The sequence below is a fragment of the Curtobacterium sp. NPDC088465 genome (assembly GCF_044753165.1).
In the GTDB taxonomy this organism is placed as follows: Bacteria; Actinomycetota; Actinomycetes; order Actinomycetales; family Microbacteriaceae; genus Curtobacterium.
Genome location: NZ_JBIVMR010000001.1, coordinates 1204533 through 1227750, shown reverse-complemented (window position 1 = coordinate 1227750; position 23218 = coordinate 1204533). Strand labels below are relative to the sequence as shown.

At 68.9% G+C, this 23218-nt stretch carries 27 protein-coding genes; 14 read left to right on the top strand and 13 right to left on the bottom strand.

Annotation, left to right across the window (positions count from 1 at the left end; all coding sequences use genetic code 11):
• Window positions 1–35: 35 nt before the first annotated feature.
• The gene (locus ACIP6W_RS05760) at window positions 36–770 is read right to left on the bottom strand and encodes an SDR family NAD(P)-dependent oxidoreductase (protein ID WP_144411401.1); all 735 of its coding nucleotides are present in this window, start codon (window positions 768–770) and stop codon (window positions 36–38) included.
• A 77-nt stretch (window positions 771–847) separates the two neighbouring features.
• On the opposite strand from ACIP6W_RS05760, the gene ACIP6W_RS05755 reads away from it, so the two are divergent.
• Window positions 848–1426 (top strand): TetR/AcrR family transcriptional regulator, encoded by a 579-nt coding sequence (locus tag ACIP6W_RS05755; RefSeq protein WP_400428640.1) that lies wholly within the window; start codon window positions 848–850, stop codon window positions 1424–1426.
• 36 nt (window positions 1427–1462) lie between these two features.
• Here ACIP6W_RS05755 and ACIP6W_RS05750 read toward each other — a convergent pair whose 3' ends face one another.
• Complete coding sequence (locus ACIP6W_RS05750) at window positions 1463–1846, bottom strand: VOC family protein (protein WP_400428638.1); 384 nt, start codon at window positions 1844–1846, stop codon at window positions 1463–1465.
• A 131-nt stretch (window positions 1847–1977) separates the two neighbouring features.
• Complete coding sequence (locus ACIP6W_RS05745; protein ID WP_400428636.1) at window positions 1978–2670, bottom strand: helix-turn-helix transcriptional regulator; 693 nt, start codon at window positions 2668–2670, stop codon at window positions 1978–1980.
• A gap of 238 nt (window positions 2671–2908) precedes the next feature.
• On the opposite strand from ACIP6W_RS05745, the gene ACIP6W_RS05740 reads away from it, so the two are divergent.
• Entirely contained in the window at window positions 2909–3340 is a 432-nt protein-coding gene (locus tag ACIP6W_RS05740; RefSeq protein WP_144411402.1) for a hypothetical protein, read from the top strand.
• Window positions 3341–3511: 171 nt separating this feature from the next.
• The gene (locus ACIP6W_RS05735) at window positions 3512–3748 is read left to right on the top strand and encodes a hypothetical protein (RefSeq protein WP_066657508.1); all 237 of its coding nucleotides are present in this window, start codon (window positions 3512–3514) and stop codon (window positions 3746–3748) included.
• A 44-nt stretch (window positions 3749–3792) separates the two neighbouring features.
• On the opposite strand, the gene ACIP6W_RS05730 is transcribed toward ACIP6W_RS05735, so the two are convergent.
• Window positions 3793–4086: a hypothetical protein gene (locus ACIP6W_RS05730; protein ID WP_400428633.1), complete on the bottom strand. Its 294-nt coding sequence runs from the start codon at window positions 4084–4086 to the stop codon at window positions 3793–3795.
• A 107-nt stretch (window positions 4087–4193) separates the two neighbouring features.
• Between ACIP6W_RS05730 and ACIP6W_RS05725 the strand changes: the two genes are divergently transcribed.
• The gene (locus ACIP6W_RS05725; protein WP_400428631.1) at window positions 4194–4499 is read left to right on the top strand and encodes a hypothetical protein; all 306 of its coding nucleotides are present in this window, start codon (window positions 4194–4196) and stop codon (window positions 4497–4499) included.
• A 181-nt stretch (window positions 4500–4680) separates the two neighbouring features.
• On the opposite strand, the gene ACIP6W_RS05720 is transcribed toward ACIP6W_RS05725, so the two are convergent.
• Together ACIP6W_RS05720 and ACIP6W_RS05715 are read right to left on the bottom strand one after the other, a co-directional pair.
• On the bottom strand, window positions 4681–4854 hold the full coding sequence (locus tag ACIP6W_RS05720; protein WP_400428629.1) for a hypothetical protein: 174 nt from the start codon (window positions 4852–4854) through the stop codon (window positions 4681–4683).
• 6 nt (window positions 4855–4860) lie between these two features.
• Window positions 4861–5847, bottom strand: a complete 987-nt coding sequence (locus ACIP6W_RS05715; protein WP_400428627.1) for a hypothetical protein — start codon at window positions 5845–5847, stop codon at window positions 4861–4863.
• 467 nt (window positions 5848–6314) lie between these two features.
• Here ACIP6W_RS05715 and ACIP6W_RS05710 point away from each other — a divergent pair, with 467 nt between their 5' ends.
• The 3 genes from ACIP6W_RS05710 to ACIP6W_RS05700 all read left to right on the top strand — a co-directional run bounded on the left by ACIP6W_RS05710 (window position 6315) and on the right by ACIP6W_RS05700 (window position 7457).
• Window positions 6315–6515, top strand: a complete 201-nt coding sequence (locus ACIP6W_RS05710) for a hypothetical protein (RefSeq protein WP_144411404.1) — start codon at window positions 6315–6317, stop codon at window positions 6513–6515.
• Window positions 6516–6649: 134 nt separating this feature from the next.
• Window positions 6650–6865: a hypothetical protein gene (locus tag ACIP6W_RS05705; protein ID WP_144411405.1), complete on the top strand. Its 216-nt coding sequence runs from the start codon at window positions 6650–6652 to the stop codon at window positions 6863–6865.
• 85 nt (window positions 6866–6950) lie between these two features.
• Window positions 6951–7457 carry a hypothetical protein gene (locus ACIP6W_RS05700; protein ID WP_144411406.1) on the top strand — a complete coding sequence of 169 codons (507 nt, stop codon included), beginning with the start codon at window positions 6951–6953 and terminating at the stop codon, window positions 7455–7457.
• Window positions 7458–8295: 838 nt separating this feature from the next.
• On the opposite strand, the gene ACIP6W_RS05695 is transcribed toward ACIP6W_RS05700, so the two are convergent.
• Window positions 8296–8937 (bottom strand): GNAT family N-acetyltransferase, encoded by a 642-nt coding sequence (locus tag ACIP6W_RS05695; RefSeq protein WP_326998615.1) that lies wholly within the window; start codon window positions 8935–8937, stop codon window positions 8296–8298.
• A gap of 65 nt (window positions 8938–9002) precedes the next feature.
• On the opposite strand from ACIP6W_RS05695, the gene ACIP6W_RS05690 reads away from it, so the two are divergent.
• Window positions 9003–9137 carry a hypothetical protein gene (locus tag ACIP6W_RS05690; RefSeq protein ID WP_268746761.1) on the top strand — a complete coding sequence of 45 codons (135 nt, stop codon included), beginning with the start codon at window positions 9003–9005 and terminating at the stop codon, window positions 9135–9137.
• On the top strand, window positions 9107–9400 hold the full coding sequence (locus ACIP6W_RS05685; protein WP_400428883.1) for a GNAT family N-acetyltransferase: 294 nt from the start codon (window positions 9107–9109) through the stop codon (window positions 9398–9400). The genes ACIP6W_RS05690 and ACIP6W_RS05685 overlap by 31 nt, the downstream gene beginning before the upstream one ends.
• Window positions 9401–9658: 258 nt before the next feature.
• Here the strand turns inward: ACIP6W_RS05685 and dnaB are convergent, their stop codons facing one another.
• From dnaB to ACIP6W_RS05655, 6 genes are all read right to left on the bottom strand, one after another.
• On the bottom strand, window positions 9659–11023 hold the full coding sequence (gene dnaB / locus ACIP6W_RS05680) for a replicative DNA helicase (RefSeq protein ID WP_066657525.1): 1365 nt from the start codon (window positions 11021–11023) through the stop codon (window positions 9659–9661).
• A 525-nt stretch (window positions 11024–11548) separates the two neighbouring features.
• Window positions 11549–12001: a 50S ribosomal protein L9 gene (gene rplI, locus ACIP6W_RS05675; RefSeq protein WP_058728351.1), complete on the bottom strand. Its 453-nt coding sequence runs from the start codon at window positions 11999–12001 to the stop codon at window positions 11549–11551.
• 14 nt (window positions 12002–12015) lie between these two features.
• Window positions 12016–12273 carry a 30S ribosomal protein S18 gene (rpsR, locus tag ACIP6W_RS05670; RefSeq protein ID WP_017887834.1) on the bottom strand — a complete coding sequence of 86 codons (258 nt, stop codon included), beginning with the start codon at window positions 12271–12273 and terminating at the stop codon, window positions 12016–12018.
• A gap of 50 nt (window positions 12274–12323) precedes the next feature.
• The gene (locus ACIP6W_RS05665) at window positions 12324–12899 is read right to left on the bottom strand and encodes a single-stranded DNA-binding protein (protein WP_209684775.1); all 576 of its coding nucleotides are present in this window, start codon (window positions 12897–12899) and stop codon (window positions 12324–12326) included.
• A 3-nt stretch (window positions 12900–12902) separates the two neighbouring features.
• A complete protein-coding gene (rpsF, locus tag ACIP6W_RS05660; protein WP_058728349.1) occupies window positions 12903–13274 on the bottom strand; it encodes a 30S ribosomal protein S6 in 372 nt (123 codons plus the stop codon).
• Between the two features lie 173 nt (window positions 13275–13447).
• Window positions 13448–14884, bottom strand: a complete 1437-nt coding sequence (locus ACIP6W_RS05655) for a CCA tRNA nucleotidyltransferase (RefSeq protein WP_400428623.1) — start codon at window positions 14882–14884, stop codon at window positions 13448–13450.
• Between the two features lie 123 nt (window positions 14885–15007).
• Here ACIP6W_RS05655 and ACIP6W_RS05650 point away from each other — a divergent pair, with 123 nt between their 5' ends.
• The 5 genes from ACIP6W_RS05650 to ACIP6W_RS05630 all read left to right on the top strand — a co-directional run bounded on the left by ACIP6W_RS05650 (window position 15008) and on the right by ACIP6W_RS05630 (window position 23206).
• On the top strand, window positions 15008–19183 hold the full coding sequence (locus tag ACIP6W_RS05650; RefSeq protein WP_400428621.1) for a DUF6049 family protein: 4176 nt from the start codon (window positions 15008–15010) through the stop codon (window positions 19181–19183).
• 149 nt (window positions 19184–19332) lie between these two features.
• Window positions 19333–20331: a thioredoxin-disulfide reductase gene (gene trxB / locus ACIP6W_RS05645; RefSeq protein WP_066657530.1), complete on the top strand. Its 999-nt coding sequence runs from the start codon at window positions 19333–19335 to the stop codon at window positions 20329–20331.
• Between the two features lie 63 nt (window positions 20332–20394).
• Window positions 20395–20721 carry a thioredoxin gene (trxA, locus tag ACIP6W_RS05640; protein ID WP_022832611.1) on the top strand — a complete coding sequence of 109 codons (327 nt, stop codon included), beginning with the start codon at window positions 20395–20397 and terminating at the stop codon, window positions 20719–20721.
• A gap of 177 nt (window positions 20722–20898) precedes the next feature.
• Window positions 20899–22203, top strand: a complete 1305-nt coding sequence (locus ACIP6W_RS05635; protein ID WP_209684773.1) for a PLP-dependent aminotransferase family protein — start codon at window positions 20899–20901, stop codon at window positions 22201–22203.
• Window positions 22204–22243: 40 nt separating this feature from the next.
• Window positions 22244–23206 (top strand): D-alanine--D-alanine ligase, encoded by a 963-nt coding sequence (locus ACIP6W_RS05630; RefSeq protein ID WP_066657533.1) that lies wholly within the window; start codon window positions 22244–22246, stop codon window positions 23204–23206.
• The last annotated feature ends 12 nt before the right edge of the window (window positions 23207–23218 follow it).

Here is a 23218-nt window from a genome sequence, read left to right as displayed (position 1 = left end):
GCAGCGGGGCCGTCGCGCGTCCGTGGACGGGTGGGTCAGACGGCGATGCGGCCGCCGTCGACGGGCAGGACCGCGCCGTGCACGAAGGACGCCGCGTCGGCCGCGAGGAACGCGATCGCCTCGGCGACCTCCTGCGCGGAGCCCGGGCGACCCGCCGGACCGGCCGCGGCCAACTGGTCGAGTGCCTCACCCATGGCCGCGGTGCCCTCGGTACGGGTCGGTCCGGGGCTGACCGCGTTCACGCGGACGCCGGAGGGACCGAACTCGGCCGCCCACGACTTCGTCAACAGGACCAGCGCCGCCTTGGTCGAGCCGTACAGGCCCATGCCGGCGGCGCCGAACTCGGCGACCATCGTGGTCACGTTGACGATCGCGCCCGTGCCACGCTCCGCCATGCCCGGCGCGAGCGCTGCGACGAGGAAGTACGGCGCCTTGACGTTGAGGTCGTAGACCTCGTCGAACCCCTCGGGCGTGGTGTCGGCGGTCGGGCCGAACGGGAAGATGCCCGCGCTGTTCACGAGCACGTCGACCCGACCGTCACCGATGCGCAGCGCCGCAGCGGCGAGGGCCCTGGCGCTCTCCGCGTCGCCGAGCTCGGCGCGCACGAAGTCTGCGGTACCGCCGGCCGCGCGGATGCCGCGGACGACCTCCTCGCCGCGCTCGGCGCTGCGGCCGGACACGACGACGTGCACGCCGCGCGAGGCGAGGAGCTCGGCGGTCGCGCGGCCGATGCCGCTGGTGGAACCGGTGATGAGGGCGGTGGTGCTCATGGGACAGTCCTAACTGAACAGATCTGTTTGGTTTGTGGTGCTGGTAACTGTACAGATCGGTGCAGTAAAGTCAAACCATGGCCGAGCCCACCAAGACACGCCGCCGTCCCGCGTACGAACGCGCCGTCGCGACCGCCGACCGGCTGTTCTACGAGCAGGGCATCCACGCCGTCGGGGTCGACCAGGTCGCGGCAGCAGCGGACATCTCGAAGGCGAGCCTCTACACGCACTTCCGCACGAAGGACGACCTCGTGCTCGGCTACCTGCGCGGCCGGAGCACCGCCTGGCAGGACCACGTCGCGACCGAGCTCCCGCAGCGCGGGGCGACACCGCACGAGCGGATCGTCGCCGTGTTCGCGCTGCTCGGCGAGTGGTTCGACGAGCCCGGTTACCGCGGGTGCCCGTTCATCAACGTCGAGGCCGAGTACGGCGCCGGACACCCCACGCACGAGGTGACGCTCGAACATCGCGACTGGGTGCGCGGACTGTTCAGCGGCCTCCTGGCAGAAGCCGGCTCCGCGGACGTCGACGGCACCGCGCTCCAGCTCTGCCTGCTCTACGACGGCGCCATGGCCAGTGCGCAGGCCGACCCGTCCCGACCGTGGGCCCGGGCGGCAGCGGCAGCCGCACGGGCACTGCTCGGACCGGCGCAGTAGCCGGTCCACCGGGAGGGGCGCGGCCCGACCTCGTGGTCACCGGGCGCGGTCGGGCACCGGCCTGCTGAACAGGTTGACGACGTTGCCGTCGGGGTCACGGACCAGCGCCGAGCGGTTGCCCCAGGGCATCGTGGTCGGCTCGAGGACGACGTCCTCCGGTCCGAGCCGGAGCCCCGCGAAGGCGCCGTCGACGTCGGCCACCGCGAACTCGATGAACACCGACCGGTTCGTGGCGGGCGTCAGGGCCCCGCCGAGCATCGCGACGGTGGCGGTACCGGCGATCGCGAGGGTCGCGCCGGGTCCGGTGAACTGCGCGAAGACGGGCGCGGGGCGTTCGGCGCGCTGGCCGGTGACCCGCTCGTAGAAGGCGACGAGGCGGTCGAGGTCGTCGGTGACGATGCGGATGGATGCGAACGACAAGGGTTCCTCCGGTGGTGCTGGTGCTGACGTGGTCGGCGCCCAGCCTCACCGGGGGTCGCGACACCGTCCTGTCGGTGTTCGCGGGATCCCGTCCGTGTCCGCGGGATCCCGTCGTGAGAGCGCGGACGCGGTCAGTCGACGACCGGGCGCAGTCGCCCGTACTCGACGCCCAGGTCCTCGGTCCGGAGCACGCGCCTCGGTGGTCGTTCGTCGGTGACCTCGATCGCCACCATCCGGTCGGCGCGGAACGCACGGACGCCGTCACGCAGTCGGCACCACGCCACCAGGTACCACTGCCCGTCCTTCTCGATCGATCCCAGCGGTTCGACGTCCCGGATCGAGACCGCGCCGTCCGCAGCTCGGTACCGCAGGCGCACCACCCGGTCCGCACCCAGCGCCTCCGCGAAGGCGACCTGCGTGACGGGGTCCTCGTCGGCCTCCAGGAAGTGCACCCGGGACGCAGCGGCACCGGCGCGAGCCGCGTCGCGGTCCGGCATGACCGCGAGCACCTTGCGTGCCGCGGTCCGGGCGGCCTGCCGGAACGGGCTGTTGCCGAGGGCGCCGAGGCCGATCAGCACCGCGAGGGCCTCGTCCGGCGTGAAGCCGGCGGGGCCGAGCGTGGCAGATGCGTCGATGACGTACCCGCCGGTGCGGCCGCGCTCGGCCCAGATCGGCAGACCCGACTGCTGCAACGCCGCCAGGTCCCGCTCGACGGTCCGCACGGACACCTCGAACCGCTCCGCGAGACGGCGTGCGCTCCGCGGCCGGGGTGCGGCGGCCCGGAGCTCCTCCACGATGCCGTAGAGGCGGTCGGTGCGGTTCACGGACCCATCATCCGGCAGGGCGGACCGGTCCGCGGACGTCGGGTCCCCGAGCGCCCTTCGGTGCGACGGTGCTCACACGTTCGCGAGCCGACCAGGCGGGAGTCGAGCCAGCACGCCCCCCGGGCAGCGCCCCCTGCGCGACGCAGCATCTCGATCCGGCGTTCGGAGCGGCGCGAGCGGATGCTTCTCGTTGACTCAGACGACCGTCAGGCCGTCAGACCGCTGTTACCTTCAGCCCATGAGTACCGGGCATGGCAATGCACCGCTTCGCTTGACTCCGGCGGTACGGATCGCAGCGGTGCTCGCCGCCGCGTACGGCTTCTCGCTCGTCGCGCTGGCAATCGTGCTCGCCACGGATCAGGCCCTCCATCGAGGAAACGTCGGCCACCTCCACAGCCTCGCTGCGTCTCGCGGGGTCGTGTACTTCATCGTTGCGTGTATCGCCGGCGCTGCTCTGCTGATGACGGGCAGCGTCCGAGCATGGCGCGGCGCGAGGGGGCTTCCAGCGCTCATCCCCCTCGGACTCATCGTTGCCATCGGTTGCATCGGCGAGCCGATCGACATCTTGACCGGTCAGAGCTTGAGCTCCGACATCACCGGTGTGGCGATCATCTGCGCCGCCGCCCTCCCGGCAGTACTCCTGATCCTGCCCCGAAAGGACACCGCGTAGCGATCGGCTGATGAAACGGCGGCCGTCTGGCCGTCAGCCGATGCCGAGCAGCGGTCTCGCTGACCGATCGGCTGTCGAGATGCGAGCCGTAGTTTTCATCGCCGACTGGTTTGATGAGCTGTGCGACGACAACGCGGAGAACCGGACACGCGCAAGCTAAACCTGGCACTCGTGCTGGCGCTCGTCGCCGGATTCTTCTGGCTCCTCGCGCTTGCGCTGCCGATCTACCTGCTCGCCCTCATCGGCAACCTCCCCGGGGAGGACCCCGAGCGCGCCGAGCGGTCCCTTGTCATCGCTTCCGGCGCTTCCTTGAGTTCCGTGCTCCTCGCAGTCCCGGCAACGATCGGCTCTTTCGTTGTGCGCCGCGCAGGAGTCCGCAGAACCAGCGCCGGAGCGGAATCGACCTGAGATCCGTGTCCGACAGCCGGTTCTTGACCGGACGGCTCTAGGGTCTACATCCCCTTGCGCTTATTGGTCTCCCAGTAGCCGAGCACCACGTCGTCTCCCTCCGGCAGCTCTCGTTCGACGAGCAGCAGCAGACGACGTCCTTGGCGTTCGTGGGAGCGCGCAGCCGCCTCAGTCGGCCAGCCAGTTTCGATGCCGTAGTTCTCGTTGAAGTCGCGAGCCCATTCGAGAATCTCGTGCTCAAGTCGGGGCGTGAAGGACGGCGTGCCAGCGTCGCAAGGACCGTCGTCGTGCAACAGCGGCCAGTCGCGGCTGTACTCATTCATCAGCCGGTAGCGCACACCAGCAGGATCGCACAGGTAGCGAGACCCTGTCCGAGCCCGATCTCCCGGAGGATGTCGTCGAGCTGCCGCTGCCGCCCTTCGACCAACTCTCCGACCAGGCCAGCATGGACGGTCTGAGCGACACGGACCTCGAGCAGTTCCGCATGCAGGCCGTGTCGCAGCCCGCCTCCGTCCTGCGCGATCCGGTCGTGTTGCACGATCAGGGAGGCACGCGTGTGCCGACCACGCTGGTGTGTTGTTCCTTCCCGAGCGCGCAGGTCCTCGAGCTTGCCCGCGCGGGGCATCCGATGTTCGCGCCGATCGCAAAGCTCGAGCGAGTCGACGTCGTCGATCTCCCGACCGGGCACTGGCCGATGTGGAGTCGTCCAGAAGAGCTGGGACGGCTGATCGCCCAGGAGTCCGCGCGGTAGTGGCGCCTTCGACGACGACGTCCGGAAGCTCAGCGGTTACCGGACGCTCGGCGATGAGAACCGATGCTTCACTTTGGTCTCCGCCCTGAGCGCGGGATCCAGATCGCGACTCCCGCGTGGGTCGACACCTCGACGAGCGACGACCGCCCCAGCATCGAAGGCTGCTGGGGCGGTCGTCGCCTCACCGCGGTCCTGGCCTCTGCCGCTTCCGTCGGGCGATCACGGCATCTCCAGCGATGAGGGCGAGTGCTGAGGCGGCTCCGATGATGGCGAGCAACCACCAGCCTATGTCGGTGAGGAAGCCGATCAAGCCGAGGACGACGATGGGAATCGGAATGTATTTCAGCAAGTTCATTGCACCTCAACTGCAGTTGCTTCGAGCGGTCTTCACGAAGGGTCGAGACTCGCCGCCGATCTTCGTCTGGTAGCAGGAGTTGCCCGCGTACTTCTTGTTCGAGTAGATCTTCGCGATGCTCGTGAAGACCTGCTTCACCGTCACTCCTCCAACGGCGGTGCAGAGGATCGCGGCCGCTTTCGCGGGTCCCGCCGGGAGTTTGGTCGCGCCCCCGCAGATGGCGGCAGCGCTGAGTCCCGTAACGGCTGCCACTGCCGTAGCGATCGCCTTCATCTCCGCTCCGGTCAGGTTGATGTACGCGCCGGGCCCGTAAGGAGTGCCGGTGATACCCGCAGTGATCTTCGGATCTGCGACCACTGGGTACGTGGTTCCTGCATTCCTGTGTTCGACCACCTGGACGAGGCGTCCGCTGTCCACCTCGTAGTGGGTCGGGACAGTGACACCAGCCGCGTCCTTTGCCCAGGGAGCGTCGATGATGCCTGCGACGGACGGCACGGTGTCGTCCGTCTCCGGGCTGTCGAAGAGCACGACTGAACCGTCCTCGTTCAGAACTGGGACGACCGAGTCCGGCAGTGCGTACGTGAAGCGCGACGGCGCGGCGTTGTCCTGCAAGACTGCCTGGACGCGCACTCCATCGCTGAGCGCCTGTGCTGCCACGTCAGTCGACGTCGCGGCGTTGGCGTAGACGACCGTACCGTCCGCCGCAGCTTGCCCGACCGCGTTCCGTGCAGCCCCCGGCAGGCCGAAGCGCAATGTGCCGTCCGCAGTTGCGAGCTCGATCGCACCGGCGGTGTCTTCTGGGAGCGTCGTCACCGACGAACCACCGTCCTGCACATCCAATTCAGGAGCAACGCGCGCGATGTCCTGAGCAACTGCGTCCGCGTCCGAGGTGCCGTCGGCGTGCGCCACTCCAGCGCCTGCCAGAACCAGTGCTCCAGCAGCAACGGTGGCCAAGAGTGCGTGTGTCCTCACCTGCATGTTCGATCCCCTCATCGTCCAGTGGGCAGTGCGCCGGTCGGAGCTTGACAGCTACGCGAGGGCCCGCGCATCCAGCCGAGGAGGGAGGCGCTCTGGCCAGACGGCCAGCACGTGACCCCAGGCGGACGTCTGAAGTGCACCTCAGCTGAACGTAAGGATCCGTGACCGGCTCGGTTCGACAAAGGCGGGCTCTCTGACCTCCTCGTGGATCTGAGGCTTCCAGCTGACCGTGATGGCGGGTCAGCTGGTCGGGGTGTGGGGGCGAGCAGCACTGGGGTGCGGCGCGTCAGCCGACGGCGTCGCATTGGGGAGTGTCGAGTTCAGGGCACCGAAAAGGACGCGGATTGCCCGCAGTTCGAGGCGATGGTCGGGTCGTACGAGGACGGGGACATGCCCTCCCCCTCCACAGAGTCCCGATAGCCGATCAACTACCGGACAGCTGAGATCAAGCCTCGCCGTCTGCTGCTCGCTACCTTCGATTCATGAGCAAGTCATCGTTCTGGCGTCGGGCGAGCATTGCTACCGCCTCCCTTGTGCTGGGCCTGGCGTGCCTACTGACGCCAGCGCGGACCGCGATCACGACACACGGCTTCCCGACGTGGGTCCTCGCCGTCGTTCTTCTGATTGGCGGCGCGGGCTTGTGGGTTGATGCGCTGATCGGCCGAGCTCGAGATCGCGATTGAGTCGAAGGGGTTGGAAATTTCCGGCTGCTCTTCTCAGTGCTCGTCAGCTGTGCTCTCGACGTCACATCGGCGTATCAGATGACAAGCCCCATCGGGCGTTACGGCTGCCTTTCTGCACGGTGCAAGATGGGGTCGTGAGCAAAGAACCCGAGAAGAAGCGAACGTGGTCGCGTGGCACCATGATTCTCGTCGGATCCTTGGTCGTCCTGTCCCAAGTGCTCACGATCACGTCCCGAATTCTTGACGGCGACAGCTTCTTCAGCCCGTGGGTCATCTTCAGCGCGGCCCTCGCCGTAATCGGTGCAATCTTCGCCGGGATCGCGCTCACCAGGACGAAGCGGTCTCGCTGACGCCTCTCGCGTCCGGTAGCCGATCGGCTATCGAGACGGCATGGTGGGCTGTTCCTCTGGTTTGGGCGCGGCCTAGGCTGAACGGATGTCTCGCGTCTCTGACAATTTCGGTTCTATGACGGTGACTGAGTCCGGCGGGACGCCCGGGCGTCGGACGTTGCTGTCTGTCTTGCCGTTGACGACGGCGTGGGCGGGGGCCGCAGCTGTTGTCGCCGTCCCGATCGCGGGCGTTGTCGTCGGTGCCGTTGTCGAGCGTTCGACCAGTGGTTTGTCGTTCATCCCGATCATGGTTCCGGTGCTCGTGGGAGCGGCGGCGGCCACATTCGTGTTCGGGCTCGCTGCTGGAGCGTTGGCGGGTCTACCGGATTGGTTCCTGCGTCGACGTCCACTCGGCACGGTCGGCGCCGTTGCGGCCGTCGTGATCCTGACTCTGGTCGTGGCGGGCGCATCGAGCGCCGCGTTTCTGGTGGCGCCCTACTTGATCCCATGGCCGGTACTGACGCAGGTGTGCGTCGTGGCAGCAACGACAGCGATCGCGACGCTGGTGGTCGTCGCCTTGCACCGCCGACGCGAACGTCAACGACACCAGTAGACGAGCGGCGTCGCTGCTGCCCCTATTCGGCGGAACGGTGTCCGGAGGACCATCGGCTAGCGAGACAAACCCTCAAGCGACTACTGGCCCGAACCAGAGCAACACGGGTCCCAGGGCAAGCAGGACCGCACTCGCGGCCATGACTGCCTCGCTGCGCTTAGCCCCTGCTTCCTTTCGGGACCGTGCCGCTAGCGCGAGGGCGGTCCAGGTTCCGCCCCACGGTCCTACGGCCAGTAAGAAGACAATCGGGTAGAGGAAGAGGGTGCCCTCGCTGCCGGTTAGGAGCACGGGGAGCCACATGATCGCCCAAAGGATCGCGAAGCCCGCCGCAGAGCAGATCAGCAGCGCCAGCGCTGTGCTGTAACGCCCGTTGGTCGGCGACTCAGGCTGAACAAGCGTCCACATAGCATGATGCTAGCCAGACTGTCGCTGCCGCGTCGGCTATCAGACGCAGGGGGACGGGGCACAGTAGTGCCATGTCTTGGCTCGCGGCGCAAATCTTCCAGCGGAACCAAGACCGTCGCGCGCGTCAGCATGCAGCTCACAGGCTGGCTGCACCCCCGGCGCTTCACCCGATTCTGGGAGTTGGAGGTCGGTCGATTCAACTCTCGATCGCCTCGGACGTCCCTCCCGACCCTGGCGCGTTTGAACTTGCAGCCGAGCACATACACACTCTCGTGATGCGGCAAGACACTGAACGTAGCGACCTCTTACAGGCGGCGCGGTGGCTTCGTGGTCTCTGGTCCCCCGAGGCCCCCGCGTCAGTCCTCGCTCGACTCGACGACGACCTCGAGGAGCTTGACCGCCGTCAGACGAAGGGGTATTAGTAGCCGATCGGCTACCGGGCAGGCGCGTCGGGTAATGACACGGTGAACTTGAAGCCCACGTGCGAGTCGATGAAACCGAGACGACGGTAGAAGCGGTGCGCATCGGTACGCGCAGCGTCGGAGGTCAGCTGCACCAGCGGAGTCCTGAGTTCGATCGCGGCCTGCGCGACAACCCATCGCATCAGACTCGTTCCGACGCCCGAAGACCGCTCTGTGCCGGCGACGCGGACTGCCTCGACCAGCAGCCGGGCACTGCCTCGTCGAGCCATTCCGGGGATGACCGTCAGCTGCAGCGTGCCGATGACGGCTGCGAGCTCGTCTTCCAGGACGAGCACATCATTGCTCGGGTCGCCGATGATGCGTTGCAAGGCTTCCGCATAGGCCGCCTCGTCCGCGGTGCTCCCCACGTCGCCACGCCCGGCGCTGATCGGATCGTCCGACAGGAGCCGGATGATCGGATGCAGGTCCGCGGCTGTGGCCCGTCGGAGCAGCAGCTCACGGTCGCGGGAGGGGATGGTGGCGGGGAGAGTCAATCCAGAGATCACACCGCATTGTCTCTGACGTACAAGAGTCAGGAAGCAGACCGCCACCGCAGTGAAGCGGACACGGATGAAGGATGCAGATGCGGTGCGGCGAGCAATCAACTGACGCACCTACAGCTCATCGTGACCGTCCCGATAGCCGATCGGCCACCGGACGCCGCTGGAACGATGAACGTGTGACGTTCCACACCATGACCGAGCATGACGTCGAACCCATTCGTGCTTTCCTGCGCGACGCCGACCTGACCCTTGCCGGTCTCGACGAGCCGACCGTTCACCTCTGGATCGAACAGGAGAAGCGGGGACAGTAATCGGTAGCACCGGCTTCGAGCTGAGCCGGGACGGCACCGACGCGCTGATCCGGAGCGTCGCCGTGGCACCCGACCGTCGTGCGGCCGGTGCCGGCTCGCGCCTCGCCATGTTCGCACTCGAACAAGCGGCACAGGCCGGGGCATCGTGCGCCTGGCTGTTCTCTCGACGATCGGGGCCGTTCTGGCAGAAGCTCGGCTTCACCAACGCCGACCGAGAACGCCTGGCGGCCGTGTTGCCCGAGACGCAACAGGTTTGCCTCTGACTCGGCGACACCGAACGCGGAGCCATCCAGCGCGGGCGAGGTCGGCGCGTCGCTGAGGCGTCTGCTAGCGCTGGCTGTCGGGAACTCTTGTCTCAGATGGGTGGACCGCGATCCTTCTCGGTGAAGGTGCGTCATGCGGACTCTTCGCGCGCGCTCCCCGGACCCGGGGTGGGCGACGGACCGGCGCCCCCGCGCCCACGGGAACGGCGACGAGTTGTGCGCGAAGGAAACGGGTCATGGGCGCGGCGACAGGTCGCCCTACTGCGGCATGTCGACGAACCGCGAGAACATCCCGTGGAACGCCACCGTGATGGTGTCCGTCGGGCCGTTGCGGTGCTTGGCCACGATGAGGTCCGCCTCACCCTGACGCGGGTTGTCCTTCTCGTACGCCGACTCACGGTGCAGCAGGATGACCATGTCGGCGTCCTGCTCGATGGAGCCCGACTCACGCAGGTCCGAGATCATGGGCTTCTTGTCGGCACGCTGCTCCGGACCACGGTTCAGCTGCGACAGCGCGATGACCGGCACGCCGAGCTCCTTCGCCATGAGCTTCAGCGCACGCGAGAACTCCGAGACCTCCTGCTGACGGCTCTCGACCTTCTTGCCCGAGGTCATCAGCTGCAGGTAGTCGATGACCACGAGCTTGAGGTTGTGCTGCTGCTTGAGCCGGCGGCACTTCGCCCGGATCTCCACCAGGGTCATGTTGGGGGAGTCGTCGATGAAGAACGGGGCGTCGTTGATGCGCCCGCGGGTCTGCGCGATGGTCGTCCAGTCACGGGAGTCGACGGTGCCCTTGCGCATGTTCTGCAGCGGCACGCTCGACTCGGCGGAGAGCAGGCGCATCGCGATCTCGGCGCGACCCATCTCGAGCGAGAAGAACGCGGCGGTCTGGTCGTGCTTGAGCGCTGCGGCGCGGCACAGGTCGAGGGCCAGGGTCGACTTGCCGAGCGCGGGTCGGGCGGCGACGATGATGAGCTGCCCGGGGTGGAAGCCGTTCGTCAGGGCGTCGAGGCCGCTGAACCCCGTCGGGACGCCGGTCATCTGCCCGTCGCGCCCCTTGGCGGCCTCGATCTCGTCGATCGCGGCGCCGATGGCGTCGGTGAGGGGCACGTAGTCCTCGGTCTGCACGCCGCCGGCGACGTTGTAGACCTCGGCCTGCGCGCTGTTCACGAGGTCGGTGACCTCACCCTCGGACGCGTAGCCCATCTGCACGATGCGGGTGCCCGCGTCGACCAGACGGCGGAGCACGGCCTTCTCGGCGACGATCGCTGCGTAGTACCCGGCGTTCGCCGCGGTCGGCACCATGCTCGTGACGCTGTGCAGGTACTCGGCGCCGCCGGCGCGGGAGAGCAGTCCGGTCTTGGTCAGCTCGTCGGTGACGGCGATCACGTCGGTGGGCTCACCGTGCGAGTACAGCGACAGGATCGCGTCGAAGATGACCTCGTGCTTCGGGATGTAGAAGTCCACCCCGCGCGCGGTCTCGATGACGTCGGCGACGGCGTCCTTCGACAGCAGCATGCCGCCGATGGTGGACTGCTCCGCGAGCAGGTCGTGCGGCGGCGTCCGCTCCGAACCCCGTTCGGACAGGTCCTGCGGGGACGGATCGAGATGCGCGATCGACACACGGACTCCCTCTTGTCGTGACGGTGCGGGCCTCGGCCCACACCGGCTTTCCTACCCCGGACGACCGACATCCCCAGCCCTCCGCCGAGTCGCTGGGCCAAGCTACGGGGACAGAGTTATCCCCAGCAAACGGCCCTGTGGATAACTCTGTGGAGAGGATGCGGAACACGCCGGACACGCATGTGCACAACTGTGGATGGACGTGTGGGCAAGTCGGCGTTCGAACACGTGTTCTTGCCCTGGACCTGGGCTTTTCCGTTCCACACCGTGTGTGGAGAACCGCGGTTCAAGTACACCTTGAAGGTTCCGATTCGGGGCGTTTCGACTGTGTAAAACGACTTGACAACAGGCCCTCCTGTGGGGAGCGTTCTCGGTTCGTTCCCAGCAAGCCCGGACGGGAGCGAGGGGTAACCGGCCAACGCAGCAACACCTGTCCCACAGCAACACCCGCGCGCGGCGAGCCGCGCGCACGACGAAGGGCGGGCCTCCCGGAGGAGACCCGCCCTTCGACGGTGGTGACGCTGCTTACTTCGCGGCGACGACCTGCAGGGAGATCACCGCGGTGATGTCCTCGCGCAGACGCACGGTGGCCTCGTGGTCACCGACGGTCTTGATGGTCGCGGGGACCTCGACCTTGCGCTTGTCCAGCGAACCGACGCCCTGCGCCTGGACCGCGTCGGCGACGTCCGCCGGGCGGACCGAGCCGAACAGGCGGCCGTCCTTGCCGGCCTTGACGGTCAGCTTGATGGTCGCGTTCTCGAGCTTCATCTTGAGGTCCTGGGCCTCTTCGATGGTGGCGAGCTCGCGAGCGGCACGGGCCGCACGGATCGACTCGACCTGCTTCTCGCCGCCCTTGGACCACGCGACGGCGAAGCCCTGGGGGATGAGGTAGTTGCGGGCGTAGCCGTTCTTGACGTCGACGACGTCACCGGCGGAACCGAGGCCGGAGACCTCGTGGGTGAGGATGAGCTTCGACATGGTGATCCTCCTGATCAGCGGCCGGAGCCGGCGTAGGGGAGGAGCGCCATCTCACGGGCGTTCTTCACGGCACGGGCGATGAGGCGCTGCTCCTGGACGGAGACGCCGGTGATGCGACGGGCGCGGATCTTGCCACGCTCCGAGATGAACTTGCGCAGGGTCGCGACGTCCTTGTAGTCGATGACGCCGACCTTGATCGACTTCGCGGGAGCGGCGTTCTTGCCACCCTTGCCGCGAGGCTTCCGGCGGTCGCCGGTGCTCTTTCCAGCCATTGTTTGTCCTTAGAGAAGAAGAAGTTGTGTGTCCGTCAGACCGCTGAGGATCAGAACGGGGTCTCGTCGTCGTACGAGCCGCCGGGCTGGCTCCACACGTCGTTCGACTGTGCGTTGCCGCCCTGCTGGCCGCCCTGGGGCGACCACGGTGCGTCCGACTGACCGCCGCCGCTGTTGTTGTTCCAGCCGCCGCCGTTCCCGCCCTGGCCACCGCCGGAGGCGTTGCCGCCGCCGACCTGGCCACGACCGCCACCGGAGCCACCCGCAGCGCGGGTGATCTGGGCGGTCGCGTAGCGGAGCGACGGGCCGATCTCGTCGACCTCGAGCTCGATGCTCGTGCGCTGCTGGCCCTCACGGTCCTGGTAGGAGCGCTGACGGAGACGACCCTGCGCGATGACGCGCGAGCCCTTCGTCAGCGAGCCCGCCACGTGCTCGGCGAACTCGCGCCACACGCTCGCACGGAGGAACAGCGCGTCGCCGTCCTTCCACTCGTTCGCCTGACGGTCGAACGTGCGAGGGGTGGAGGCGATGGTGAAGTTCGCCACCGCGAGCCCGTTCTGCGTGTACCGCAGCTCCGGGTCTGCGGTGAGGTTGCCCACCACCGTGATGACGGTTTCGCCGGCCATGAGCTACTCGGCGCTCGCGGTCGCGTTCGCGGCCTTGCGGGCCGCGCGGGCCTCGTCGCGCTGCTTCTGCGCGGCGACCTGGGCGATCGCCTCTTCGGCGCGGAGGACCTTCGTGCGGAGCACGGCCTCGGAGAGACCGAGCTGACGGTCGAGCTCCTTGGCGGCCTCGGGCGTCGAGGTGAAGTCGACGACGGCGTAGATGCCCTCGGACTTCTTCGCGATCTCGTAGGCCAGGCGACGACGGCCCCAGACGTCCACGTTGTCGACGGTGCCACCGTCGTTGCGGATGACCGCGAGGAACTTGTCCAGGCTGGGAGCGACGGTGCGCTCGTCGATCTCGGGGTCGAGGATCGCCATCAGTTCGTACTGGTGCATGCGGAACCCACCTCCTTTGGTCTCGGCGGCTCCGGGCGGTTCCCGGAGCAGGAGGGTTGATGCATGTGTCCGGACGCGCAGGAGCGCGTGGACAACTCGAGTAGCTTAGCCCACGGCCTGGAGGCGCGCCACCGGTCGTGCAGAGCGGCCGGCGTCGTCAGGCGGTCGCGCCGTCAGGTGGTCGCGTCGCGCTCGGCCCACCAGGCGCGCAGGCGCTGCTCGGCCTCGTCGGTGCCGAGGGGACCCTCGTCCATGCGGACCTCGAGCAGGTGGCGGTACGCCTCGCCCACGGCACGCCCCGGCGGGATGTCGAGGATCCGCATGATGTCGTCGCCCGTCAGGTCCGGACGGATCGAGTCGAGTTCCTCCTGGTCGGCCAGCGCCGTGATGCGGTCCTCGAGGTCGTCGTACGCGAAGCCGAGCCGGTCGGCCTTGCGGCGGTTCCGCGTCGTGACGTCCGAGCGGGTGAGCTCGTGCAGGCGCTCGAGCAGCGGGCCGGCGTCCCGGACGTAGCGGCGGACGGCGGAGTCGGTCCAGGCACCCTCGGTGTAGCCGAAGAACCGCAGGTGCAGCTCGATCAGTCGGGAGACGGCGGCGATGGTGTCGTTGTCGAACCGCAGCGCCCGCAGTCGCTTCTTCGCGAGCTTCGCGCCGACCAGGTCGTGGTGGTGGAAGCTGACGGCACCGCCGGGCTCGAGCTTGCGGGTGGCCGGCTTGCCGATGTCGTGCAGCAGGGCCGCGAGCCGGAGCACGGTGTCGGGGGCCTCGCCCGGGTGCCGCTCGGCCTCGTACCCGATGGCCTGGGACAGCACCGTCAGCGAGTGCTCGTACACGTCCTTGTGGTGGTGGTGCTCGTCGATCTCCAGCCGCATCGCGGGGAGCTCGGGCAGGAAGCGCTCGGCGAGCCCGGTGTCCACGAGCAGGCGGATGCCGGGGACCGGCTCGGACGTGTTCAGCAGCTTCACGAGCTCGTCACGCACCCGCTCGGCCGACACGATGTCGATCGAGTCGGCGAGGTCCGTCATCGCGGCACGCACCTCGTCGGACACCGTGAAGCCCAGCTGCGCGGTGAATCGTGCGGCGCGCATCATGCGCAGGGGGTCGTCGCGGAACGAGACGGGCGCCGCCTGCGGGGTGTGCAGGCGCCCGGCGAGCAGGTCCTCGACCCCGCCGTGCACGTCGACGAGCTCACGCTGGGGGAGGCGGAGCGCCATGGCGTTCACCGTGAAGTCACGGCGGAGCAGGTCGTCCTCGATGGTGTCACCGAACGCCACCTCGGGCTTGCGGGTCTCGCCGTCGTACACGTCGCTGCGGTAGGTCGTGATCTCGACCTGCTCGCTGGCGACCCGGGCGGCGATGGTGCCGAACTGCCGACCGACGTCCCACGTCGCGCTCGCGATCGGCTCGACGATGCGCAGGACGTCGTCGGGGCGGGCGTCGGTCGTGAAGTCGAGGTCGGTGACGGCACGGCCGAGGAAGGCGTCGCGGACGGGGCCGCCGACCAGCGCCAGCTCGTGTCCGGCGTCGGCGAACGCCCGAGCGAGGACGGCGACGGGCTCGGTGGCTGCGAGTGCGTCGAGTCGTTCGACGGCCTGGGCAACGGACTGCATGACGGACCTCATCCTCCCAGATCGGTGCGCCGAGTTCTCCACACGGCCCGCGTGCACGGGATCGTCCCCGTCCGCCCCTCGTACACTCGTGCTCGGCCGGAACCGACCCTCGGGCCCTCCTGTATGCACATCCTCCGCTCCACGCTCGCCGCCGCTGCCACGGCCCTCGTCGCCGTCGGCCTCGTCGCCACGCCCGCAGGTCCGGACCCGGCGCACGCCGCCTCCGTCGACCGCACCACGACGCGCACCGCGGCTCCGGCCGCCGCCGACCAGGGGAAGACCACCGTGTCGATCGCCCCGGCCGACCGCGGGATCGTCCGACGGGACGAGGACCTCCAGGTCACGGTCACGGTGACCAACGACACGGACACGGACGTCCCCGCCGGGTCGGTCGAGCTCGACATCTTCCGCTCCGAGAGCACGCGCGACGTCCTCTCCGACTGGCTCTCCGACACCACCACGACCGGTTACCTCGGCGCCCCGATGGACTCGGCGGACGTCCCGGTCGTCCCGGCGCACCGCTCGGTGACCCAGACGGTGACCATCGTGCCGGGCAACGTCGCACTCGGCGGCTACTCGTCCTTCGGCGCCCGACGCATCGCGGCCGAGTACACCGCGGGCGACACCTTCGCCGTCGCCCGGTCCGCGATCACCTGGTACCCGGACTTCCAGCAGACCCCGGTCGGTGTCTCGGTCGCGATGCCGATCACCCTGCCGAGCACGGCCGACGGCGTGATCGGTGCCAACGACCTCGCGGCGGCGACCGCGGTGGACGGCACCCTCACCCAGCAGCTCGACGCCGCCGTGGACCACAACGTGGCCGTCGGTGTCGACCCGAGGATCATCGCCTCGATCCGGCTGCTCGGCGAGAACGCCCCGTCGAGTGCGCGCAACTGGCTCGACCGGCTCGAGGGGCTCCGGAACGAGACCTTCGCGCTGTCGTACGCCGACGCCGACGTCACCGGGCTGCGCCAGGCCGGCGCGGACGGGATCCCGGGCGTGATCTCGCTCGACCAGGCGGTCAAGGAGCAGAACTTCCCCGGTGCCAGCACGCCGACCCCGACCCCGACGGCCACCGGGACGCCGACGGCCTCGGCCAGCGCGGGTGCCCCCGTCGACGAGACCCCGGACGCGACACCGACCCCCTCGGACGACGTGACCGCCGGCACCCAGGACGGCGCAGGTCAGGACGGCTCGGGGCAGGACGACACCGACGGCACGACCACGACGCTGCCGACCACCGCCAGCCTGCTGGACTTCCCGTACGCACTCGACGACGTCGCGTGGCCGGTCGAGAACACCGTGGCCACCGACGACCTGCCCGCACTCGCGAAGGCCGGCACCGAGACGACGATCATCGCGAGCGGCAACACCTCCGCCGGCCCGGACACCACCGTCTCCGCCGCCGAGCGCATCGGCGACCAGAAGGTCCTCGTCGCCGACCAGGGCATGTCTGCCCTGCTGCGGGACGCCGCCGACGCCACCGACCAGCGCGCCTACGACGCGGCCGTGGCGGAGCTCACCGCGACCCTGGCGACGGCGGCGCGTGCCGGTACCGCGCAGAGCCCCGTGCTCCTGACCCTCGGCCGTAGCTGGCCGACCGAGACCGGTCGGCTGAGCGCCGTGCTCGACGCGCTCGAGGACACCCCGTGGGTGTCGCCCTCGGACCTGTCGACCGCGGCGAAGGCGACCGCCGGCTCGCTCACCCTGGCGCCGGCCGACGACGGCGACGCCCGCCTCGACCGCCTGCGGACCCTGGTGGACAGCGAGCGCGAGCTCGTCGCCTTCGCATCGGCCGTCGACGACCCCGCGACCGTCACCGCCCCTGCGCGGCTCCAGCTGCTCGCCCTGGCGTCGAACGCCTGGCGGGACGAACCCGACGCCCTCACCACCGCCGTCGACCGGCAGGCCCGGTCCTGGACGCAGACCACCGACCAGGTGAGCATCCCCGACTCCAGCTCGCTGACGCTGCTCGGGGACCGATCGTCGCTGCCCGTGTCGGTCCGCAACCGGACGGACTACCCGGTCACCGTGCGCCTCAACGTCCAGCCGTCGAGCTCGGCGCTGCAGGTCGTGCGGAACGACATCGAGGTGAAGCTCCAGCCGCAGTCCTCCGCCCGCACGACCATCCCGGTCCGGTCGGTCGCGAACGGCACGGTCAACCTGACGATGTCCCTGACCACGCCGACCGGGGTCACCGTGTCGCAGCCCACCACGGTCGAGCTCAACGTGCAGGCGCAGTGGGAGACCGTGATCACCGCGGTGGCCGCGATCGGCCTCGTCGCGATCTTCGGCTTCGGGATCTTCCGCAGCATCCGGAAGCGCATCCGCCGCCGCAACGGCGAGCTCGACGACGAGGACGACGACGACCCGAACCGTCCGCTCGCGGTCCAGCCCGATGCCCCCGGCGCCCCTGCCCGATCGGGAGGCCCGTCCCACGTCGCACAGGCGGCGCCCGCCGCCGCCGTGGTCGGCACCACTGCCGCGTCCGGTCCCGCGCGCGTCGCACCGCAGCAGGCCGGTGCGCGCCCTGCGGACGCGACGGTGCGCGACGGCGGCGAGCCGCGCCTCCAGGCCGGCCGTCCGGACCAGGACGACACCCCGCCAGATCCCGAGGAGCCGACCATCAGCACGCAGCAGCAACCCGCCGTCGACGCGGAGCCCGCGGCCGAACGGAACCTCGGTCGGGCGAGCGCGATGCTCGCGGCGGGCACGATGCTCTCGCGGGTCCTCGGCTTCGGCAAGACGTTCGTGCTCGCCTACGCGATCGGTCAGGCGAAGTCTCCCGGCGCCGACGCGTTCGCGCTCGCGAACCAGCTGCCGAACAACATCTACGCGCTCATCGCCGGTGGTCTGCTCTCCGCGGTGCTCATCCCGCAGATCGTCCGGTCGATGCGGGAGAGCAGCGACGGCGGTACGGCCTACGTCAACAAGATCGTCACGCTCGGCGCGACGGTGTTCGTGGTGATCACCATCGTCGCGACGGTCCTCGCACCGTTCCTCGTGTTCGTCTACAGCCAGCAGGCGACCGGGGACGGCAAGGGCTTCACGCCGGCACAGACCGACCTGGCCGTGGCGTTCGCCTTCTGGTGCCTTCCGCAGATCCTCTTCTACGCGCTGTACTCGCTCCTCGGTGAGGTCCTCAACGCCAAGCAGGTCTTCGGCCCCTTCACGTGGGCACCGCTCATCAACAACGTCATCGCCATCGCCGGTCTCGTCGTCTTCATCGCGATGTTCGGCGGTCAGGACGTCAACTCCTCGGTCGACGGCTGGACACCGCTGAAGATCGCGGTGCTCGCGGGGAGTGCCTCGCTCGGCGTCTTCGCGCAGGCCGCGTTCCTGCCGTTCTTCTGGCGGCGCGCCGGCCTGTCGTTCCGCCCGGACTTCCGCTGGCGCGGTGTGGGCCTGAAGGCGACGGGCACGGCGGCCGGCTGGCTGTTCGCGATGATCCTCGTGACGCAGCTGGCGGGCATCGTGCAGTCGCGCGTCGCGTCGCTCGGTACGGGCGCCGCAGGCAACGCGGTGCTGCAGAACGCGTGGCTGCTGTTCATGCTGCCGCACTCGATCTTCGCGGTGTCGATCGCGACGGCGTACTTCACGCGGATGAGCCACGACGCCGGCCGCGGCGACCTCGACGCCGTCCGGCGCAACCTGTCGCTGTCCCTGCGGATCGTCGGACTGTTCACGGTGTTCGCGTCGGTGGCGCTGATCGTCGTCTCCGTGCCGTTCGGTCGCATGTTCGCCGGCACCTTCGAGCAGGCGCTCTCCATCGGCGCGGTGCTCCTCGCCTACATGCCCGGCCTGGTGCTGTTCAGCATGCTGTTCATCATCCAGCGCGTCTTCTGGGCGATGCACGACCACCGCACGCCGTTCCTCATGCAGTGCGTACAGTCGGTGCTGTTCGTCATCGGAGCCCTGGCCGTCGCGACGTTCCCGCAGAGCATCGTCGGCGTCTCCATCGCGGCGTGCACGACGCTCGCCGGCACGGCGCAGACGATCATCGCGCTCGTGCTCGTCCGTCGTCGCCTGAACGGCATCGAGGGCCCCGTGGTCACCCGCTCCCACGTGCAGTTCGTCATCGCGGCACTCATCGCCGGCGTCGCCGGGGCGGCCGTCGTCACCGCCCTCGGGACCTTCTCGCCCGACGGCTTCGCCATGTCCGACCGGACGGGCGCGCTCGTCACCATCGCGCTGACCGGAGCCGTCATGGCGCTCGTGTACTTCGGCGCCCTGGTCGTGTCGAAGAACGGCGAGATCGCGAACGCGGTCGCGCTGCTCCGCAAGCGGCTCGGACGCTGACCGCCGATCGTCCGCACACCGGCTGTCCGCACACCGGCTGTCCGATCATCGGCTGTTCGCTCACCGGCTGTCCGCTCACCGGTGGGCCGGAATGTCCCGCCGCTACCATGTGTTCACCCGGTCAGCACTCAACGGAAGGGCAGCGAGGCATGCGCCAGCTCATCATCATCGGTTCCGGTCCCGCCGGGTTCACCGCCGGCATCTACGCCGCGCGCGCGGAGCTCAAGCCCCTGATCGTCGCGTCCAGCGTCGAGACCGGCGGCGAGCTCACCAAGACCACCGAGGTCGAGAACTTCCCGGGCTTCCCCGAGGGGATCCAGGGCCCGGACCTCATGATCAAGATGCAGGAACAGGCCGAGAAGTTCGGCGCCGAGGTCCTGTACGACGACGCGGTCTCGGTCGACCTGACCGGTGAGGTCAAGAAGGTCACCGTCGGGTCCGGAGAGACGTACGAGGCCCTCGCGGTCATCTACGCGACCGGATCGGCGTACCGCCACCTCGGTCTCGCCGACGAAGAGCGTCTGTCCGGCCACGGCGTCAGCTGGTGCGCCACGTGCGACGGGTTCTTCTTCCGGCAGAAGAACATCGCCGTCGTCGGCGGCGGCGACTCCGCGATGGAAGAAGCCACGTTCCTCACCCGGTTCGCCGACAAGGTGACGGTCATCCACCGCAAGGACAGCCTGCGCGCGTCGAAGATCATGCAGGACCGTGCGATGAACGACCCGAAGATCGAGTTCGCGTGGAACAAGGAGGTCACCGGGATCACGGGTGACTCCTCGGTCGAGGGCGTCACCCTCCGCGACACCGTCACCGGGGAGGAGTCCTCGCTCCAGCTCGACGGCCTGTTCATCGCGATCGGCAACGACCCGCGGACGCACCTCATCCACGGGCAGATCGACCTCGCTCCCGAGGGCACGATCGCGGTCCAGGGTCGTTCGTCGAAGACCAACCTGCCCGGGGTCTTCGCCGCGGGTGACGTCATCGACCCGACCTACCGTCAGGCGATCACGGCAGCCGGTTCCGGTACCGTCGCCGCCCTCGACGCGGAGAAGTACCTCGCCGAACTCGACGACGCGCTGGTCGACCAGGCCGAGGGCGTCACGCCCGCGGGGCCGGCGATCATCGACGTCGAGGCCGCACGGGCCTGACCCAGACCGGAATACCGCAGCGGCCCAGCCGTTGCACCAACTGAACTTCTCGAAGGAGCACACATGTCCAACGCAAAGGCCGTCACCGACGCCACCTTCTCGGACGAGGTCCTCAAGTCCGACAAGACCATCCTCGTCGACTTCTGGGCCGAGTGGTGCGGCCCGTGTCGCGCCGTGTCCCCGATCCTCGACCAGATCGCCGCGGAACACGCCGACAAGATCGAGATCGTCAAGCTCAACGTCGACGACAACCCGCAGTCGGCCATGAACTACCAGATCACGTCGATCCCGGCGATGAAGGTGTTCAAGGGCGGCGAGGTCGTCAAGACCGTCATCGGCGCCAAGCCGAAGCCGGCGCTCGAGGCCGACCTCGCCGAGTTCCTGGCGTAGTCCGACCGACAGACCGCGAACGGCCCCGCTCTCCTCGGAGGGCGGGGCCGTCGCCGTTCCCGGATGCCGGCTGCGCGTGCGAGGGCCACAGCTTCAGGATCGGCCCCCGCCTCCCACCGCGGATCCGGCAACGCATGTCGTAGTGTGGCGGGAATGTCCCACTGAACGGAGCACACGATGACGAACGGCAACAGCCTCGACCCCTGGTACGACTCCTACGCCCAGCGCACCGCCGGGCTGAGCGCCTCCGAGGTCCGAGCCCTGTTCGCCGTGGCATCGCGGCCCGAGGTGGTCTCGCTCGCCGGCGGCATGCCGTACGTCTCGGCGCTCCCGCGGGAGCTCGTCACGGGGTCCATCGACCGCGTGATGACCGAGGACGCCGCGATGGCGCTGCAGTACGGCGGTGGGCAGGGCCTGCGCTCCCTCCGTGAGCACATCGTCGACGTGATGAGCCTCGAGGGCATCCGTGCCAGCGCCGAGGACGTCGTGGTCACCACCGGCTCGCAGCACGCGCTCGACCTCGTCACGCGGCTCTTCATCGATCCGGGCGACGTCGTGCTCGCCGAGTCGCCGTCGTACGTCGGCGCCATCGGGGTCTTCCGCTCGTACCAGGCGGAGACCGTCCACGTGACCACCGACGAGCACGGCCTGGTCCCCGAAGCGCTGCGCGAGGCGATCGCGAACCTGCGCACGCAGGGCAAGCGGATCAAGTTCCTCTACACGATCCCGAACTTCCACAACCCGGCGGGTGTCACGATGAGCCGTGAGCGCCGCATCGAGGTCCTCGACATCTGCCGCTCGAACGGCATCCTCGTGCTCGAGGACAACCCGTACGGACTGCTCTGGTTCGACGAGCCCGCTCCGCAGGCGATCCGGTCGATCGACGACGAGGGCGTCGTGTACCTCGGGTCCTTCTCGAAGACCCTGGCTCCCGGCTTCCGTGTCGGTTGGGCCCTCGCCCCGCACGCCATCCGCGAGAAGCTCGTGCTCGCCAACGAGTCGGCCGTCCTCGCGCCGAACTCCTTCGGTCAGTACGTCGTCAACGCCTACCTGGACGCCGCAGACTGGAAGGGGCAGGTCGACACCTTCCGGGGCCTCTACGCGGAGCGCAGGGACGCGATGATGGCCGCCCTGGGGGAGTTCCTGCCGGACCTCACCTGGACGAAGCCGAACGGTGGGTTCTTCGTCTGGCTGACGCTGCCCGACGCCCTCGACTCGAAGGGCATGCTGCCCCGTGCCGTGAAGGAACTCGTCGCGTACACACCGGGGACCGCCTTCTACGCCGACGGCCGTGGCGGCGGCAACATCCGCCTGTCCTTCTGCTACCCGACCCCCGATCAGATCCGGGTCGGCGTCAAGCGCCTGGCCACCGTCATCAACGACGAGCTCGAGCTCCTCGAGACCTTCGGACACACAACCCGTCCGAGCGCGGTGTCCGAGTCGCGCTCCACCGTCGTCGCGCCGCCGCCGAACGTGTCCTGATCAGCACTTCCATCGTTCGCTCTTCCCGGAGGACCCTCGCATGGCCGAGCTCACCCGTCGTCACGTCGTCGTCGTCGCGGGAGGGATCTCGCACGAACGAGACGTCTCCCTGCGGTCAGGGCGACGCGTCGCCGACTCACTGACCGGCTACGGCTGGACGGTCGACCTGCGCGATGCCGACGCGTCGCTCCTGCCCGCGCTGCGCGAGTCACGCCCGGACGTCGTCTGGCCGGCCCTGCACGGCGCGTCCGGCGAGGACGGCGCGCTGCGGGGCATCCTGGAGGCTCTGGACATCCCGTTCGTCGGCTCCCGTTCCACGTCAGCCCGGCTGGCATGGGACAAGCCCACCTCGTCCGCGCTCGTCGCGCGGGCCGGTGTGCGGACCCCTCGGTCGGTCACGTTGTCGCACGACGTCTTCCGCGAGCTCGGTGCCGTGGGCGTCCTCGACGCCATCGCCGCGGAACACCCGGTGCCGCTCGCCGTGAAGCCGGCACGAGGCGGGAGCGCACAGGGGGTCACGCTCGTCGAGGACGCACACGATCTCCCGCGTGCGATGGTCAGCGCGTACACCTACTGCGACGACGTCGTGGTGGAACAGCTCATCCGCGGCACCGAGGTCGCCGTCGGGATCATCGACACGGGTGACGGCCCGGTGGCGCTCTCGGCGGTCGAGATCGTCCCGAAGAGCGGGACGTACGGGTTCGAGGCGCGCTACAACGCGGGGGAGACGACCTTCTTCACGCCCGCCCGACTGTCGGGCGACTTCGCCTCCGCCGCCGCAGACGCAGCCGTGTCAGCGCACACGGCGCTCGGTCTCCGCCACATCTCGCGCGTCGACCTGATCATCGATGCGGCAGGGACGCCGTGGTTCCTCGAAGCCAACGTCCTCCCGGGTCTGACCGAGACCTCCCTCGTTCCGCAGGCTCTGAGTGCCTCCGGCTTCGACCTCGGTTGGACCTACGCGGAGCTCGCGGAACAGGCCATCCGGGACCACCGCAGCTGACCATGTCAGTAC

Bases quoted from the DNA above. Each gene is read 5' to 3' on its own strand.
- ACIP6W_RS05715 (WP_400428627.1), bottom strand. From the start codon at position 5,847: ATGAGGGGATCGAACATGCAGGTGAGGACACACGCACTCTTGGCCACC.
- ACIP6W_RS05700 (WP_144411406.1), top strand. From the start codon at position 6,951: ATGTCTCGCGTCTCTGACAATTTCGGTTCTATGACGGTGACTGAGTCC.
- ACIP6W_RS05725 (WP_400428631.1), top strand. From the start codon at position 4,194: ATGGACGGTCTGAGCGACACGGACCTCGAGCAGTTCCGCATGCAGGCC.
- rpsR (WP_017887834.1), bottom strand. From the start codon at position 12,273: ATGGCTGGAAAGAGCACCGGCGACCGCCGGAAGCCTCGCGGCAAGGGT.
- trxB (WP_066657530.1), top strand. From the start codon at position 19,333: ATGCGCCAGCTCATCATCATCGGTTCCGGTCCCGCCGGGTTCACCGCC.
- ACIP6W_RS05710 (WP_144411404.1), top strand. From the start codon at position 6,315: ATGAGCAAGTCATCGTTCTGGCGTCGGGCGAGCATTGCTACCGCCTCC.
- ACIP6W_RS05760 (WP_144411401.1), bottom strand. From the start codon at position 770: ATGAGCACCACCGCCCTCATCACCGGTTCCACCAGCGGCATCGGCCGC.
- ACIP6W_RS05665 (WP_209684775.1), bottom strand. From the start codon at position 12,899: ATGGCCGGCGAAACCGTCATCACGGTGGTGGGCAACCTCACCGCAGAC.
- ACIP6W_RS05650 (WP_400428621.1), top strand. From the start codon at position 15,008: ATGCACATCCTCCGCTCCACGCTCGCCGCCGCTGCCACGGCCCTCGTC.
- ACIP6W_RS05655 (WP_400428623.1), bottom strand. From the start codon at position 14,884: ATGCAGTCCGTTGCCCAGGCCGTCGAACGACTCGACGCACTCGCAGCC.
- ACIP6W_RS05635 (WP_209684773.1), top strand. From the start codon at position 20,899: ATGACGAACGGCAACAGCCTCGACCCCTGGTACGACTCCTACGCCCAG.
- ACIP6W_RS05755 (WP_400428640.1), top strand. From the start codon at position 848: ATGGCCGAGCCCACCAAGACACGCCGCCGTCCCGCGTACGAACGCGCC.
- rpsF (WP_058728349.1), bottom strand. From the start codon at position 13,274: ATGCACCAGTACGAACTGATGGCGATCCTCGACCCCGAGATCGACGAG.
- trxA (WP_022832611.1), top strand. From the start codon at position 20,395: ATGTCCAACGCAAAGGCCGTCACCGACGCCACCTTCTCGGACGAGGTC.
- ACIP6W_RS05630 (WP_066657533.1), top strand. From the start codon at position 22,244: ATGGCCGAGCTCACCCGTCGTCACGTCGTCGTCGTCGCGGGAGGGATC.
- ACIP6W_RS05740 (WP_144411402.1), top strand. From the start codon at position 2,909: ATGAGTACCGGGCATGGCAATGCACCGCTTCGCTTGACTCCGGCGGTA.
- ACIP6W_RS05720 (WP_400428629.1), bottom strand. From the start codon at position 4,854: ATGAACTTGCTGAAATACATTCCGATTCCCATCGTCGTCCTCGGCTTG.
- rplI (WP_058728351.1), bottom strand. From the start codon at position 12,001: ATGTCGAAGCTCATCCTCACCCACGAGGTCTCCGGCCTCGGTTCCGCC.